The 14531-nt window shown below is 63.4% G+C and carries 12 protein-coding genes; 2 read left to right on the forward strand and 10 right to left on the reverse strand.

The genetic code is table 11. The features are described from left to right. Positions 1-107 precede the first annotated feature (107 nt). The 3 genes from KHN96_RS22850 to cadR all read right to left on the reverse strand — a co-directional run bounded on the left by KHN96_RS22850 (position 108) and on the right by cadR (position 2906). On the reverse strand, positions 108-377 hold the full coding sequence (locus KHN96_RS22850) for a hypothetical protein (protein WP_244855912.1): 270 nt from the start codon (positions 375-377) through the stop codon (positions 108-110). 24 nt (positions 378-401) lie between these two features. Further along, positions 402-2330, reverse strand: a complete 1929-nt coding sequence (locus tag KHN96_RS19575) for an FTR1 family protein (RefSeq protein WP_012435721.1) — start codon at positions 2328-2330, stop codon at positions 402-404. Between the two features lie 144 nt (positions 2331-2474). Continuing rightward, the gene (gene cadR / locus KHN96_RS19580; RefSeq protein WP_009277754.1) at positions 2475-2906 is read right to left on the reverse strand and encodes a Cd(II)/Pb(II)-responsive transcriptional regulator; all 432 of its coding nucleotides are present in this window, start codon (positions 2904-2906) and stop codon (positions 2475-2477) included. A gap of 87 nt (positions 2907-2993) precedes the next feature. Here cadR and KHN96_RS19585 point away from each other — a divergent pair, with 87 nt between their 5' ends. Then, positions 2994-5396 (forward strand): heavy metal translocating P-type ATPase, encoded by a 2403-nt coding sequence (locus tag KHN96_RS19585; protein ID WP_012435722.1) that lies wholly within the window; start codon positions 2994-2996, stop codon positions 5394-5396. Next, positions 5393-5998 (forward strand): phosphatase PAP2 family protein, encoded by a 606-nt coding sequence (locus tag KHN96_RS19590; RefSeq protein ID WP_009241695.1) that lies wholly within the window; start codon positions 5393-5395, stop codon positions 5996-5998. Before KHN96_RS19585 ends, KHN96_RS19590 begins: the two co-directional genes overlap by 4 nt. Before the next feature lie 51 nt (positions 5999-6049). Here the strand turns inward: KHN96_RS19590 and KHN96_RS19595 are convergent, their stop codons facing one another. The 7 genes from KHN96_RS19595 to KHN96_RS19625 form a co-directional block, all read right to left on the reverse strand. Next, the gene (locus KHN96_RS19595) at positions 6050-6388 is read right to left on the reverse strand and encodes a copper-binding protein (protein WP_004635229.1); all 339 of its coding nucleotides are present in this window, start codon (positions 6386-6388) and stop codon (positions 6050-6052) included. Then, positions 6385-9552: an efflux RND transporter permease subunit gene (locus KHN96_RS19600; RefSeq protein WP_004635226.1), complete on the reverse strand. Its 3168-nt coding sequence runs from the start codon at positions 9550-9552 to the stop codon at positions 6385-6387. Before KHN96_RS19600 ends, KHN96_RS19595 begins: the two co-directional genes overlap by 4 nt. Further along, a complete protein-coding gene (locus KHN96_RS19605; RefSeq protein WP_004635224.1) occupies positions 9549-11099 on the reverse strand; it encodes an efflux RND transporter periplasmic adaptor subunit in 1551 nt (516 codons plus the stop codon). The genes KHN96_RS19600 and KHN96_RS19605 overlap by 4 nt, the downstream gene beginning before the upstream one ends. After that, complete coding sequence (locus KHN96_RS19610; protein ID WP_004635223.1) at positions 11096-12400, reverse strand: TolC family protein; 1305 nt, start codon at positions 12398-12400, stop codon at positions 11096-11098. The genes KHN96_RS19605 and KHN96_RS19610 overlap by 4 nt, the downstream gene beginning before the upstream one ends. Before the next feature lie 71 nt (positions 12401-12471). Further along, a complete protein-coding gene (locus KHN96_RS19615) occupies positions 12472-12891 on the reverse strand; it encodes a hypothetical protein (protein WP_009277756.1) in 420 nt (139 codons plus the stop codon). 150 nt (positions 12892-13041) lie between these two features. Beyond that, positions 13042-13242: a hypothetical protein gene (locus KHN96_RS19620; protein WP_004635218.1), complete on the reverse strand. Its 201-nt coding sequence runs from the start codon at positions 13240-13242 to the stop codon at positions 13042-13044. Positions 13243-13848: 606 nt separating this feature from the next. Beyond that, positions 13849-14349, reverse strand: a complete 501-nt coding sequence (locus KHN96_RS19625) for a hypothetical protein (protein ID WP_004635214.1) — start codon at positions 14347-14349, stop codon at positions 13849-13851. Positions 14350-14531 lie beyond the last annotated feature (182 nt).

The raw sequence follows: 14531 nt of genomic DNA on the forward strand, positions 1-14531 counted from the left end.
CGTCCTCACGCGACTGCCGACCCACAAGGCGGCCGACATCGCCGAACTGCTCCCGCATCGCTGGACGCCCAGCGCCACCTAGCTGGCAAGACGGGTTCACCGGGTGCTTACGCATGACGCCGCAAAATCCGATCTTGATCGGAAATTCCCTTTTGAATCATCGCCTTAGGATCATTCTGGCGAGAAATACACGAATCCCGGCCAACCCTCTTGATGGAAAGCGTCTGTGCGTGCTCAGCCAGATAGCGTGCAACGCTGTCGGCGCTGGCCGGCAGGAAGCCACCCCACTCTTGCTCGAAATGACGGATGGCGGACTGATAGCTGCGCCGTGTGTGATCGCGGGTCGCTGCCTGCAGATACCTGTCGATATCCGCCATTGAACTCTCAAATCAAGGTAGCGACTACGCTTTGCTCGATGCCTTCTGCGATCGGAGGTTATACGCGAAGCTGAGCACAATGATCAGCAAGATCGCCACCTGTGCGATCACCGTCTGCATGGACGGGTAAATCCCCAGCACGTCAATACGCGGCATCGAAATCGGCGTGATGTGCAGAAAACCAACCTTCTGCAACGCCGCAACGCCCTTGCCGATCAGCACCACTGCCAGGACCGCGACCAGAGCCGAGCTGAAGGCAAAGAACTGGCGGATCGGCAGGCGCGCCGAGGAGCGCAGCAGCACGACGGCGATGATCGCCAGGATCGCAATCCCGGAGCCCAAGCCGGCCAGCAGGTAGATGCCGTTCCCTTCGCTCCACAGCGCGGCGTAGAACAGCACGGTCTCGAACACCTCGCGGTACACCGTCACGAATGACAGCACGAACAGCATGATCGCCGAGCGCTTGTTCAGCGCGGAGGACAGCTTCTGCTTCACATAGGCCTGCCAGCGACCGGCCAGGCTCTTCTGGTGCATCCACATGCCCACGCCGAGCAGGACCACGGCCGCAAAGATTGCCGAGAAGCCTTCGGTCATCTCGCGGCTGGCACCGCTCAAATCCACCAGGTAGGTAGCGACGGCCCACGTCAGTCCACCGGCGGCCAGCGCAACAATCCAGCCGGCATGGACGTATGGCAGCACGTCGGTGCGTTCGGCCTTCTTCAGGAAGGCCATCATGGCGACCACGACAAGCAGTGCCTCCAGGCCCTCGCGCAGCAGGATCGTCAAGGCGCCCAGGAACGTCGACAGCGGGTCGTTGGTGCCACCCAGTGCATCCTGGGCTTCAGTCAGCATCGTCTGCAGATGCTGCGCGATGTCCCGTACCTGCTCGGCCTGACCGGTAGTGATCGCGTTGCGATACAGGCCCATCATTTTTTCGATGTCCTGGAACAGCGACTGGTTCTTGGCGGCCAGGGCCGGTTCGACCGGCTCGAAGCCGTCGAGGTAGGCGGAGAGCGCCAGGCGCGAGGCAGTCGCTTTGTCGCCCTGGTCGAAGGCGGCTACGCTCTCTTTGAGCTTGTCCTTGGCGATTGCGAGACTGTCTGCGTTGGAGGCGTTCAGCACATCCGGCGCGCTTCTCAAATAGGCGGTCAATTGCCGCGCGGCATCCGGGCTGATCGTCTTGGCCAGCAACGCTTCTGGCGTCTGGCTGAGCTTGGCGAGCGTCGGCACCGCGCTATGCAGCTCCGGGCGGGATGCCCACAATTTGGCGCCGGCTTGCCGGTCCGCATCGGAATAGGACAAGGTCGACGCAAAATAGGCCAGTGCCCAGCGATCATCGTCAGTGAGCTGCGCGAAGCTCGGCATCGAGGTGCCCTCGACACCGCGCGTGATGATCTGCTGGAGGGCGAAGACGCTGCGCTCCTGGGCGCGCTGATGATCGGCCAGGGCTATGGGGGGCGGGCTCAGCTTGGCGGCCAGCGGACCATCGGCGTGTCCGGTGTTGCCATGGCAGGACGCGCACTGGCTTTGATACAGCGTAGCTCCATGCTTCAGGTCGGGCACCTTGCTGGGCGCCATCGGCACCGGGTAGGCGGCCAGCAAGCTGTCCGCGAGCTTATGCGCCTGTTCACCGACGACGGTGGGTGCGGCCTTGTCGGCGATGAGCGTGCGCAACGCGCCAGCATCCTTGAGCAAGGCTTGCGTCTGTGGCCCCGCCGGCAACTCGGCAATCTGGCGCTGCGCCGCATGCGCAAACTCCTGCATTTCGGCGTACTCATCGGCATTGGCCACCTGGCCGTCCTTGACGGAGCGACCGTAATCGACCGCCAGATAGTCGAGTAATTGCCAGACCTGCTTGGTCTTGTCTTGAGTGGACAGCGTGTCGGCGTACGCGCTTGAAACCGATGTCAGCAGGTAGAACAGGATGAGGGTGACGACGCGCTGCAGTTGCATGAAGAGCCTACCGGCGAAGCGGGAGAAATGGCTTTAAATGAGAATGATTGTAATTCATGTTTCGTGACGCAGATGTCGCGCTGGTCAAAAAACATGCGGCCGAAGGGGTCACATAGCGAACCCGTTCGGCCATTCCCCTTCGTGTCAGCGGTGCGTGCCGTCTCCAGTGCACGTGCCGCTACCTTCGGACAACCCCTGCAGGATTCCGCAAGCTTCTGCAGCTCGCCCGTCGGAACAGGTCTCGCGCAGCGCGCACAAATGGTGCTTTAACACCCCCAGTGCCTCGATACGCCGCTCGACTTCCTCGATGTGCTTGTCCAGGAGGGTGTTCACCGCGCCGCAATCCTCGTCCGGTCGCTCGCGGTAGCGCAGGAGTGTCCGCACGTCGTTCAGCGGCATGTCCAATGACCGGCAGTGGAGGATGAACTGCAGCCGCTCAATGTGCCGCTCGCTGTACAGCCGGAAGTTGCCCGAGCTGCGGTCCGGCGGCGGCAACAGGCCTTCGCGCTCGTAGTACCGGATGGTTTGAATCGGGCAGGCCGTGCGCTTGGCGAATTCACCGATCTGAATGTTCATGATGTCGGGCCGAAGTCCCTTGACTCTATAGTAGCTATAGAGTGTGTACTTGAGTCCAATCCATTTCAAGCGACAAAGGGAGGTGCTGTGAGTGATTGCGGCTCCAAGGGGTGCGGTTGTGCTGCCACCAACGTGGTGACGCCGGCGGACGGCGATGCGGCGGCTGTTGACCTGAAACGATCCCGCTACCGGATCGACAACATGGACTGCCCGACGGAAGAAACGCTCATTCGCAATAAGCTGGCGGCGCTGCCCGGCGTGGTCAACCTTGAGTTCAACCTGATGCAGCGTTCGCTGGCCGTCCAGCACCGGCTGCCATCCCCGGCGCCGATCGAGCAAGCCTTGGCAGCCGTTGGCATGCGAGCGGTTCGCGCCGATGAAAGCCCCGCCGGGCAGAGCACAGTCCTGACCATTCGTCAGATGGACTGCCCGACCGAAGAAACGCTGATTCGCGGCAAGCTGGCGGGCATGGCGGGCGTGTCAGACATGCAGTTCAATCTCGTCCAACGCACACTCGCCGTTCAACACGCTGCCGATGCGCTACCGCAAGTGCTGGCTGCCATTCAGTCGCTTGGCTTCGATGCCGAGGTGCGCGACCGCTCTGCCGCAGCACCGCTTCCCGAACAAGATGCCGCGCCCACCAAATGGTGGCCGCTTGCCATTGCCGGCGCGAACGCCGTCTTGGCGGAAGTGGTGTATTGGCTCAACGGTGGCAACCATTGGGTGGTGGTGATCCTGGCGCTGGCCGCGATCCTGACCGGCGGGCTGTCCACCTACAAGAAAGGCTGGATCGCGCTCAAGAACCGCAACCTGAACATGAACGCCCTCATGTCGATCGCAGTCACTGGGGCGATGGTGATCGGCCATTGGCCGGAAGCGGCGATGGTGATGGTCCTCTTCGCCTTGGCGGAGGTCATCGAAGCCCGTTCGCTGGACCGCGCCCGAGATGCGATCCGGGGGCTGATGGATCTCGCCCCGGAGACAGCCACGGTACAGCGCAGCGACGGCAGTTGGTCCGACGTCGATGCCAAGACCGTGGCCGTTGGCAGCCGTGTGCGGGTCAAGCCGGGCGAGCGCATCGCGCTCGATGGCACGATTCTGCAGGGGCGGTCATCCGTCAATCAGGCGCCGATCACGGGCGAGAGCCTGCCGGTCGAGAAGGCAGCGGGCGACTCCGTGTTCGCCGGCACCATCAACGAATCCGGGTCGTTCGAATATCGCGTCACCGCAGCGGCAAGCGACTCCACACTGGCACGGATCATTCACGCCGTCGAGGCCGCGCAAGGCAGTCGAGCGCCCACGCAGCGCTTCGTTGACCAGTTCGCCCGGCTGTACACGCCCATTGTGTTCGCGGTTGCGCTTGCGGTGGCCATCGTCCCTCCGCTGGTCTTCGGTGCGACTTGGCTGGACTGGATCTACAAGGCCCTAGTTCTTCTCGTGATTGCTTGCCCCTGCGCGCTCGTGATCTCGACGCCGGTGAGCATTGTGAGCGGCCTGGCGGCCGCCGCGAAGCGCGGCATCCTCATCAAGGGCGGCGTCTATCTGGAAGAGGGACGCAAGCTGAAATGGTTGGCGCTCGACAAGACCGGCACGATCACGCACGGCAAGCCAGCGCAGACGGACGTCGTGGCCTGGAACGGTGCGGACGCGTCCGCCGCCCAGATCCTGGCAGCTAGCCTGGCTGCCCGCTCCGACCATCCCGTCTCCCTGGCCGTGGCCCGCGCGGCGCAGGACCAAGGCCTAGCCCTGCGCGACGTCACCGATTTTGCGGCCTTGCCCGGACGCGGCGTCCGGGGCCATGTCAACGGTGCGCTCTATCACCTGGGCAATCATCGTCTGGTCGAGGAACTGGGCGTGTGTTCGCCGGCATTGGAAGCACAGCTTGCCGTGCTGGAAACCCAGGGCAAAACGGTCGTGATGCTGATCGGCCAGGACGGCGTACGCGCGTTGTTCGGTGTGGCGGACACCATCAAGGACAGCAGTCGCCAAGCGATCAAGGAATTGCACGCACTGGGCATCAAGACTTTGATGCTGAGCGGCGACAATCCGCACACCGCAGAGGCGATTGCGCAGCAGGTCGGTATCGACGAGGCTCGCGGTAATCTGCTGCCGGAAGACAAGCAGCGCGAAATCGAGCGCCGATCCGCACAAGGAACCATCGGCATGGTCGGCGATGGCATCAACGATGCGCCGGCGCTGGCACGGGCCGATATTGGATTCGCAATGGGCGCGGCCGGGACGGACACGGCGATCGAAACGGCCGACGTTGCGCTGATGGACGACGATCTGCGCAAGCTCCCGGCGTTTGTACGACTATCCCGGTCCACGGCCGGGGTGCTGAAGCAGAACATTGCGCTGGCGCTCGGCATCAAGGTCGTGTTCCTGGCACTGACCTTTACAGGCCAGGCCACCATGTGGATGGCGGTGTTTGCCGACATGGGCGCCAGCCTGCTGGTGGTCGGCAACGGGCTGAGGTTGCTGCGCAAATGAATTGGAAGTTCCTCGTGTACGACTGGGGCGGCTGGAACGTCGCGCTATTCCACGCCATCAACTCGGGGATGCCAAGCGCCCTGGACCCGGTGGCGTGGTGCTTTAGCCTGATTGGCAACTACTGGACTGCGCCGCTCTTGCTGCTGGGGCTCTGGCGGTGGTCGATATCAGCGTCGAATCCAGCGCGCGCGTGCGCTGTCAGGCAACGCCTCGTCACGTTTGGGTTGGCCTTCGCGCTTGCCCTGCTGGCCGCTTCCGCCTTGAAGTGGTGGCTGGATTTCCCACGGCCACCGGCGGTACTCGGCCACCTCGTGCACGTCATTGGTGAGCCGGAACTGCACTACAGCCTGCCGAGCGGGCACTCGACGTTCGCAGCGCTTGTGGTCGGGGCACTCTGGCCCTTGGTGGGTTTTCGGGGGCGTCTCGCGTTGGTGTTCTACGCCGCGTTGGTCGGGTGGTCGCGTGTTGCCGCCGGGATGCATTTCCCGGCGGATGTGGTCGCCGGCTGGATGCTCGGGGCTAGCAGCGTCGCTATAGCAGGGTTGTTGCGCTCAGCATTGATGTCACGACAAGGCGCCCTCGTGAAGGGACTTTCTGGCTGATTCCGCAGCATGCAGCGGCGCACGACCGATGGGCCGTGCGCCGCCGAGGGTTTACTTGCTCCGCAAATCGACGACGGTCGGCTGACCGTCGACCATATCAAAGACGGCCCACACCGCTTGGCCCTCCTTGAAGTGCTGCAGTGATGCCTTGTCCTTGACGGCAAACGTCATCGTCATGGCGCCCATGCCGAGATTGTCGATGGCGCCGTGCTTAAGCGTGACCTTGCCGGTGTCGAGGTAGATCTTGCGGACCTCTGCTGCCACGGGCTTGGGCGCCTGCTTGGTTTGACCAGCAGGCTTCATGTCCATACCTTCCATCGGCGTGGCCGCAAAGGCGGCTGGAGTCGACGCCAGCGTCAGGGCGAATACAACAGCGGAAACGTAGTTCATCGTGAGACCTTGTCATGAGAGGGTGGTTGGGGAATGGATTGCCCGCTGCCACGCCTGCGCAGCAGCAGGTAGACAGCAGGAACGACAAACAGGGACAGCAACGGCGCGGTGATCATGCCGCCGACCATCGGCGCGGCAATGCGCTGCATGACTTCGGAGCCTGTGCCGTCCGACCACATGATCGGGAGCAGGCCAGCCAGGATGACGGCCACCGTCATGGCCTTGGGGCGTACACGCAGCACGGCGCCTTCCTGAATCGCTTCCAGTAGCGCTTGGGTAGAAGTTTGACCGTTTTCCTGCCGCTCGGTCCAAGCGTGTTTGAGATAGAGCAGCATGATCACGCCGAATTCGGCCGCCACCCCGGCGAGCGCAATGAAGCCGACGACTCCGGCCACCGACAGGTTATAGCCGAGCAGATACAGCAGCCAGAACCCGCCGATCAGTGCGAGCGGCAGCGTGCCCATGATGAGCAGCGCCTCGTCGATACGGCCGAACACGAGGTACAGCAGCACGAAGATGATCAGCAAGGTGAATGGTACGACCACCTGCAGCTTGGCACTCGCACGCTCCAGGTACTCGAACTGCCCTGACCAGCTCAGCGCGTAGCCCGCCGGCATCGGCACCGCCTTGGTCACTGCTGCCTGCATGTCCTTCACCGCCGAGCGCAGGTCGCGCCCCCGGATATCGACATAGATCCAACCCGAGAGCCGGGCATTCTCGCTGCGCAGCATCGGCGGGCCCTGCACGACGCGGATGTCCGCGACGTCGGACAACACAATCTGCTGGCCCCGGTCAGTGACAATCGGCAAACGCCGCAACTGCTCCACGGAATCCCGATAATCGCGCGGATAGCGGAGGTTGATCGGGAAGCGGGCCAGGCCGTCAACCACCTCACCGACATTATCGCCACCGATGGCGGATGACACGATGCTTTGCACGTCGTCGATGTTCAGGCCGTATCGGCCGGCGGCCTGTCGGTTGATGTCCACGTCGATGTATCGTCCGCCGGACAACCGCTCCGCTAGCGCAGAGGTGACACCCGGCACGGTTTTGACGGTCTCCTCGATCCGAGTGGTCAGTCGATCGATCTCCTTCAAGTCCGTGCCCGCCACCTTGATGCCGACCGGGCTCTTGATGCCGGTGGCGAGCATGTCGATGCGGTTGCGGATCGGTGGCACCCAGATGTTGGACAGCCCCGGCACCTTGACCACGCGGTCGAGTTCTTCCACCAGTTTGTCGGTCGTCATACCGGGGCGCCACTGGTCGTGCGGCTTGAACTGGATGGTGGTCTCGAACATCTCGATCGGCGCCGGGTCCGTTGCGCTGTCCGCGCGCCCAGCCTTGCCGTACACGCTGGCCACTTCGGGAACCGTCTTGATGAGGCGGTCGGTCTGCTGCAGGAGCTGAGCCGCCTTGCCGGCCGACAACCCAGGCAATGCTGACGGCATATACAGCAGATCGCCCTCATCCAGCGGCGGCATGAATTCGCCGCCTGTGCGCAGGATCGGCCAGGCCGTTGCCCCCAGCAGCACAATGGCGATAGCGACCGTCGCCTTGGGATACGCCAGCACCTTGGACAGCATTGGCTGGTAGAGGCGGATCAGCCAGCGGCTGAGCGGGTTCGATTGCTCGCTCGGGATACGCCCGCGGATCAGGTAGCCCATCAGCACAGGCACCAGCGTGACCGACAACCCAGCCGCTGCCGCCATCGAATACGTCTTGGTGAACGCCAGCGGCGAGAACAGGCGGCCCTCCTGCGCCTCCAGCGTGAACACGGGGATGAACGACAGCGTGATGATCAGCAGCGAGAAGAACAGCGCCGGCCCCACTTCTGCCGCCGATTCCCCGATCACGTTCCAGCGCTCGTGGCCTGTGAGTTCGCGGCCGGGGTTGTCCTCGAGCCAATGCTCCAGATGTTTGTGCGCGTTCTCGATCATCACCACGGCCGCGTCGACCATGGCGCCGACGGCGATGGCGATGCCACCCAGCGACATGATGTTGGCGTTGACGCCCTGGTATCGCATCACCAGGAAGGCCGCCAGGACGCCCAGCGGCAGCGAGACGATTGCCACCAGTGCCGAGCGCAGATGGAACAGGAACACCAGGCACACGACAGCGACGACGATGAATTCCTCGATCAGCTTGTGCGTCAGGTTGTCCACCGCGCGCTTGATCAAACCGGACCGGTCGTAGACAGGAACGATCTCCACGCCTTCGGGCAGACTGGTGCGCAGCGTGGCGAGCTTGGCCTTGACGGCTTCGATCGTCTCCAGGGCATTCTTGCCTGAACGCAGGATGACGACGCCACCTGCCACCTCGCCCTGACCGTTCAGTTCCGCGATGCCACGGCGCATCTCGGGCCCGAGTTGGACGGTGGCGACATCGCCCAAATGCACGGCGATGCCCGCATCGTTCGTCATCAGGGGAATCTGCCGGAAGTCGTCGAGCGTCTTCAGGTAGCCGCTGGCGCGGACCATGTACTCGGCTTCGCCCAGTTCCAGCACGGAGCCACCGGTCTCCTGGTTGGCACCCTTGAGCGCTGCCAGCACCTTGGCCTGTGTCAGGTTGAACGCACGCAGCCGGTCCGGCTGCAACACCACCTGGAACTGCTTGACCATGCCGCCGACGGAAGCGACCTCCGCGACGTTCGGCAGGGCCTTCAACTCGAAGCGCAGGAACCAGTCCTGCAACGCCCGCAGTTGGGCCAAGTCGTGCCGGCCGGTCTTATCGACCAGCGCGTATTCGTAGATCCAGCCCACGCCGGTGGCATCCGGGCCCAGCGCCGGTTTGGCCGCCGCAGGCAGGCGGGACTGCACCTGGTTCAAGTACTCCAGCACGCGCGAGCGTGCCCAATACAGGTCAGTCCCGTCCTCGAACAGCACATAGACGAACGAATCGCCGAAGAACGAGTAGCCGCGCACCGTCTTGGCGCCCGGCACCGACAGCATGGTGGTGGTCAGCGGATACGTGACCTGGTTTTCCACGATCTGCGGCGCTTGGCCAGGGAACGGCGTGCGGATGATGACCTGTACGTCCGACAGGTCGGGCAGCGCATCGAGCGGCGTGCTGCGCGCGGCCCACAGACCCCAGGCCGTCAGCATGACGGTCGCTAGCAGCACCAGGAAGCGGTTGCGGATGGACGCGAGAATCAGCCGTGCGATCATGGCTTGCCCCCCTGATCCGCGCCGGCCGGCTCGACCGAGGACAGGACTGCCATGCCATCGTCATGCAGTTGGAACCGGAAGCGCACACGGTCCCCAGGCTTGAAGCGCTTTGGCAGGCCGGAGGGCGGTGCGGCAAAATCCATTGTCATCGCGCTCCAGTGCGCGGACGGAATCGCGCCATGTGAGATCGTCAGGCCTTCGCTGGTGACAGCCTCAATGCGGCCGACGCCTTCATGCTCGATGGCGGCCGCTGCGGGCGCGGAGGCCGCAGGTGGCGATGCCATGCGTTGGGCGGTGCCGCGCAGGCTAGCTTCCGAATCAATCAGGAACTGCCCGGAAACCACCACCTTCTGTCCCGCGCTCAAACCGTCGGTCACTTCGGTCTGCCCATTGGCTTCGGCTCCGGTCTTGACTTCGATGGGGTTGAAGCCGCCATTGCCGGCGTCCACCATGACGATCGTGCGCGTACCGGTGCGAATCAACGCCTCCGTGGGGACCAGCAGCTTGTCCGGGCCGGCTTGCGCGCCAAACCGCACGTTGGCGAACATGCCGGGCAAGAGGCGGCGGTCCCGGTTCTGGAGTTCGACGCGCACCTTGACGGTTCGCGTATTGGCATTGACGTCGGGCAGGATGGCATCCACCTTGCCGGTCAGCGCGTGTCCAGCGATTGCCGTCGCCGTGGCCGTCACCGCCTGGCCCGGGCGGATGGCCGATGCTTGGCTCTCGGGAATCTCCGCCAAGACCCACACGGTGGACAAGTCGGCAATCTTGAAGAGCGTCATGCCGGGTGCGACAGCCATGCCGTCCCGGACCCCGACCTCGGTGATGACGCCATCGATGTCGCTGGAAATCGCCAGCCGTGGCTGTGGCTTGCCGGTGGATTCGACCAGCCGGATCTGCGCCTCCGTCATGCCGGCCTGGCGCATGCGCAGCAACGCTGCGCTGCGCAGGTCCCCCTGCAGGGCGTTGGCCGTACGCGAAACGGCCAGGTACTCCTCTTGTGCGGCGACCCATTCCGGCGCGTAGACGACGATCAGCGGTTGCCCGCGCTTGACCGGGTCTAACGTGGTTTTCGCGTACGCCCGTTCGACAAAGCCGGCGGCGCGCGCTTGAATGATCTCGATGCCGCGCTCGTTGATGGCGATATTGCCGGGCACTTCCAGCATGGCGTCCAGCCGGCCGGTCTTGACCTCAGCCGTGCGCACAGCAAGATTCTGTGCCACACGGCCATCAACCGTGACGGCGGCGCTCCCGCCGGCGCCATTCTCGTAGACGGGGGCAAGCGGCATGTCCATGAAAGGTGATTTGCCTGGTTTGTCGAAACGCTGGCCAGGTGCCATGGGGTCTTGCCAATAGAGAATCCGCTTGCCCGTCTTGGGATCGATGTCGCCCGCTTTGAGCGGGGCATCGGCGGCTTGGGCAGATGCTGCCGCCTGCGTGGGCGCGCTCCGCTGTCCCTGCCTCACGCCAAGGTAGTAGGTGGCGCCCATGCCAAGGCTCGCCAACACCAGACTGGCTGCAATGCGCGCAAAGATGGTTCGGTTCATGGTTGAACTCCAACGTTGGAGGTCGGCTGGTTTGCCGTGGGGAGCGGTTTGAGGAAGGCGAGCTCGGCCCAGAGTTGGGCCGTCGACGCTTCGAGCTTGAGACGTTCCAGCGCAAGGTCGAGTGCCTTGCGGCTTGCCTCGGCGACCGCGGCGAGCGAACCGCTTCCAGTCCGGTAGGACGTTAGCGCTGCCTCGGTTTGCGCGCGCGCTAGCGGGACGGTCGTGGTTTGATAGCGATCCAGGCGGCGTTGGTTCAGTCGCAACGTCTCGCGCTTGCCCAGAATCTGGCCCACCATGTTGCGCCGCAAGACTTCTGCTTGAGCGCGCGCGGCATTGGCTTGCGCCAGCTTGGCCGAGACCTCGCGGTCCTGGCGGTTCTTCTGATCCCAGGGAATCGGCAGGGAGACGTTCAACGACACCATGTTGGCGTAAGCCGGTCCGCGCTGGCTATACATCAGCTCCACCGTCACGTCGGGTGTCTTGGCCGCACGAGAGACACGTCCTTCAGCGTCCGCCATGGCGGCTTGCGCGCTGGCAGCGGCCACATCGGGCAGGGTATCGATGGCCGCGTCGTCCAGCGCGTCGAGCCACTGCGGGACGTCGAACCTGGGGGGCGCGGCGGGCGGGCGGCTGGATGCGTCGCCTACCCAGCGCCGCAGCATGGCCTTGGCAGACGCTTCCGTCGCCCGGGCCTCGTCGGTCCGGTCTTGCAACTGCTGCCGTTCAAGGCGTGCAGCTACGATGTCGGCGCGTGAGCCGCGATTGCCGCGATAGGCCGCCTCGGCTGCCTCGACCTGCAAGGCGACAGAGGCTGTTTGTTCCGCCAGCAGTTGAACGGTACGTGCGGCATACCAGCGGTCAAGCCAGGCTTGCGCTGTGCTGCGCTGGACGGCTGCCAGCGCGGCGACACGCTGTGTTTCGGCCGCGGAGGCCTCGGCGTTGAAACGTTCCGCACGGGCACGGCGCTTCTCGGTCCGCGTGAGCTCTTGCATCACGCTGACCGAGCGCATGGTCATGAAATCGGTGCCGATGGAGAACCGGTCGCTGCCATCGGCGGGAACATTGTTCACGCCGAATTTGAGGACAGGGTCGGGCAGTTGGGCTGCCGCCACGGCCATGTCGAGCGCCGACTGTACACCGGCGCGGGAGGTTTCCGCGTCGGCGGAGCGGGACGATGCCAAGCCGATCGCTTCCTGCAAGGAGAGCGCATCGGTCTGGCTATACGCCAGATGACTGCTTAAAAGCAGCAGGACGGCGAGCGCGAGCAAGCGCCCACCGCGTGGGGGAAAACGCAAAAGCATAAAGCCTCCGGAAAGCAACGACCACCTTGCCGGTTAGGCGGCAAGGCGTGAGAGATACGTCGCTTCGGAGGCTACGTGCGGAAACAGCAGTTCAGGATGGGAATCGGGGGTGGTGGTGCACGGGGCGCCACATCGGCGAGCAAGACCGATTGGCCGTCCGCCATGATGACTGGCTCGGCCGTGATCATCCGGATCAGGACGGGCAGGAAGATGGGAATCTGCGGCGATACGTGATTGGCCGACTTGGTGCCGCTCTGGCAGTGCTCAAGACAGAGGCCGTCATGCTGGTGCACATCCTGCTGCGCCTGCATGGCCATCTCGGGGCACGACTGCACCATGGCACCGGCGTCGGTCGCATCGGCCATGGTGGGCATGACCTCCGCTGAGCCGCGGCTTGCCGCACAGGCGTATGCTGCCGCTGCCAGTTGAACTGTCAGGAAAGCGATGACTAGGAATCCGGCGAACCACGGCCGGCGAAGCGATGCGCGCACGTTCTGCAGATGATGTGATTGGATCGAATGGTAACAGCGGCTACGCGCGATGTGCACGCGGACGCGGCTTATGATCGAACGGGTTGATCTGCCGCAAACGTGCCATCGCGCGATGGGCGTCCTGCCGATAATGCAGAACGCCCCACCGTGTTATTTCGGCGCTTGAATCATGTCTTGGCAGGGCTGCGGCATCGCAGGCATGCCAGCGCTTTTCTGCGCTTGCGCTGCGCGGATCTGCGCAAGTTTCGCGTTGCGAGCTTTCTCGATGACCTGCCAGTCTGGCCCGGCAATGGCCGTCAACGATGTCAAAACAGCCGCCAAGCCGACAGCGGAAAGAATGACCTTCTTCATGGTGATGCTCCAGTGATTTCACGCGGGGCCGGCATGAATGCCGGCTTAGCAATTTGCGTGGCGTATTCGCTTACGCCGCTATACGGATGCCGCACTGCAAAAAGGCGCGATCCGTAAAGCTAAATGGAGCGGGCTCGGGGTGGCCGTTCGAGCGGCACAGGAACTGCGGAAATATAGACAGGCTCCTGGGCGGGAACCAGGATGTGCATCCCCTTGGCGCCGAGCGGCATCGCTGGGCTGGAAAGCGCCCCGATCACAGCGCAGAAAGACACGCAAGGAGCGGTGTCCGTGCAGTCGGAACCACTCTGGGCATGGCCGTCACCGGTGATATGGCAGGGGTGTCCTTTCTCGGCTTGTACGACATCATGCGCTGTCGACAGCCCTGGCAGACCCACAGCGCCGTGCATCTGCATTGATGCCATGGGGAGCCCGCGCGCAGGCAACGCCACGGCAAGCAGCACGATCATCAGCATGCGCCAAAGGGGATTCATCGCGCGCGGATTTTTGTCAGATGTTGCGTAGGTTCAAGCTAACGGTCAGCAGGTATGCGTCACGCACGCCTGTTGACCAATTCTGGGCAGTATTCACCTTCCCACAATGGCAACGTCAAGGTTTCTTTGATGGTTCCTGCTGTTTGAGCATCTGGTCCATCATCATCTGCATCATGTCCATGCGGTTTTCCATCATGTTCATGCGCTGCTCCATGGGCATGCCCGAGCCGCCCATCATCGGCGCCGCACCGCCGGCCCCCATCCCTTGACCGCCCATCATGTCCATCATCATCGGGCCGCCCATACCGTGCATTGTCTGCATCGTGTCCTGCATGGCCTGCATGTGCTCGGCCATCAGACGTTGCCGTTCCTTCGGGTCCTTGGTCTGATGGATCTTGTCCATCTGGGCCTGCATCTTCTTCATCTGCTGACGGGCTTGCTCGAAGCGCTTTTCCGTATCCGCAGAGTTTGCCGTGGCAGGGGCAGTCTTCGCTGGGGTTGCCGCACTAGGCTGGCTCGCTGCGGCGGGGTGGTGCTCGTCAACGGCCCAGACCGATGCACTGGCGATCAGCAGCGCGCCTGCTACAAGAAAGCCAACATGCTTGTTGTTCGTCATGGTGCTGCCTCCTGAAATGATGGGATTTCATTTTGATATGCGATCGGTGGTCGCCAGTTGACGTATCACAACGAATTGCTCTCGCTTGACCCGTATCAACCTCCCGTTCCGGGCGTGGAACACACTGCAATCGTAGTTGTGCCCAGACCTAATCAAGTTAAACAATCAGCACATCCGAGGTT

This window comes from Ralstonia mannitolilytica, assembly GCF_905397375.1.
Classification (GTDB): domain Bacteria; phylum Pseudomonadota; class Gammaproteobacteria; order Burkholderiales; family Burkholderiaceae; genus Ralstonia; species Ralstonia mannitolilytica.

Bases quoted from the DNA above. Each gene is read 5' to 3' on its own strand.
- KHN96_RS19590 (WP_009241695.1), top strand. From the start codon at position 5,393: ATGAATTGGAAGTTCCTCGTGTACGACTGGGGCGGCTGGAACGTCGCG.
- KHN96_RS19620 (WP_004635218.1), bottom strand. From the start codon at position 13,242: ATGAAGAAGGTCATTCTTTCCGCTGTCGGCTTGGCGGCTGTTTTGACA.
- KHN96_RS22850 (WP_244855912.1), bottom strand. From the start codon at position 377: ATGGCGGATATCGACAGGTATCTGCAGGCAGCGACCCGCGATCACACA.
- cadR (WP_009277754.1), bottom strand. From the start codon at position 2,906: ATGAACATTCAGATCGGTGAATTCGCCAAGCGCACGGCCTGCCCGATT.
- KHN96_RS19610 (WP_004635223.1), bottom strand. From the start codon at position 12,400: ATGCTTTTGCGTTTTCCCCCACGCGGTGGGCGCTTGCTCGCGCTCGCC.
- KHN96_RS19625 (WP_004635214.1), bottom strand. From the start codon at position 14,349: ATGACGAACAACAAGCATGTTGGCTTTCTTGTAGCAGGCGCGCTGCTG.
- KHN96_RS19600 (WP_004635226.1), bottom strand. From the start codon at position 9,552: ATGATCGCACGGCTGATTCTCGCGTCCATCCGCAACCGCTTCCTGGTG.
- KHN96_RS19605 (WP_004635224.1), bottom strand. From the start codon at position 11,099: ATGAACCGAACCATCTTTGCGCGCATTGCAGCCAGTCTGGTGTTGGCG.
- KHN96_RS19575 (WP_012435721.1), bottom strand. From the start codon at position 2,330: ATGCAACTGCAGCGCGTCGTCACCCTCATCCTGTTCTACCTGCTGACA.
- KHN96_RS19595 (WP_004635229.1), bottom strand. From the start codon at position 6,388: ATGAACTACGTTTCCGCTGTTGTATTCGCCCTGACGCTGGCGTCGACT.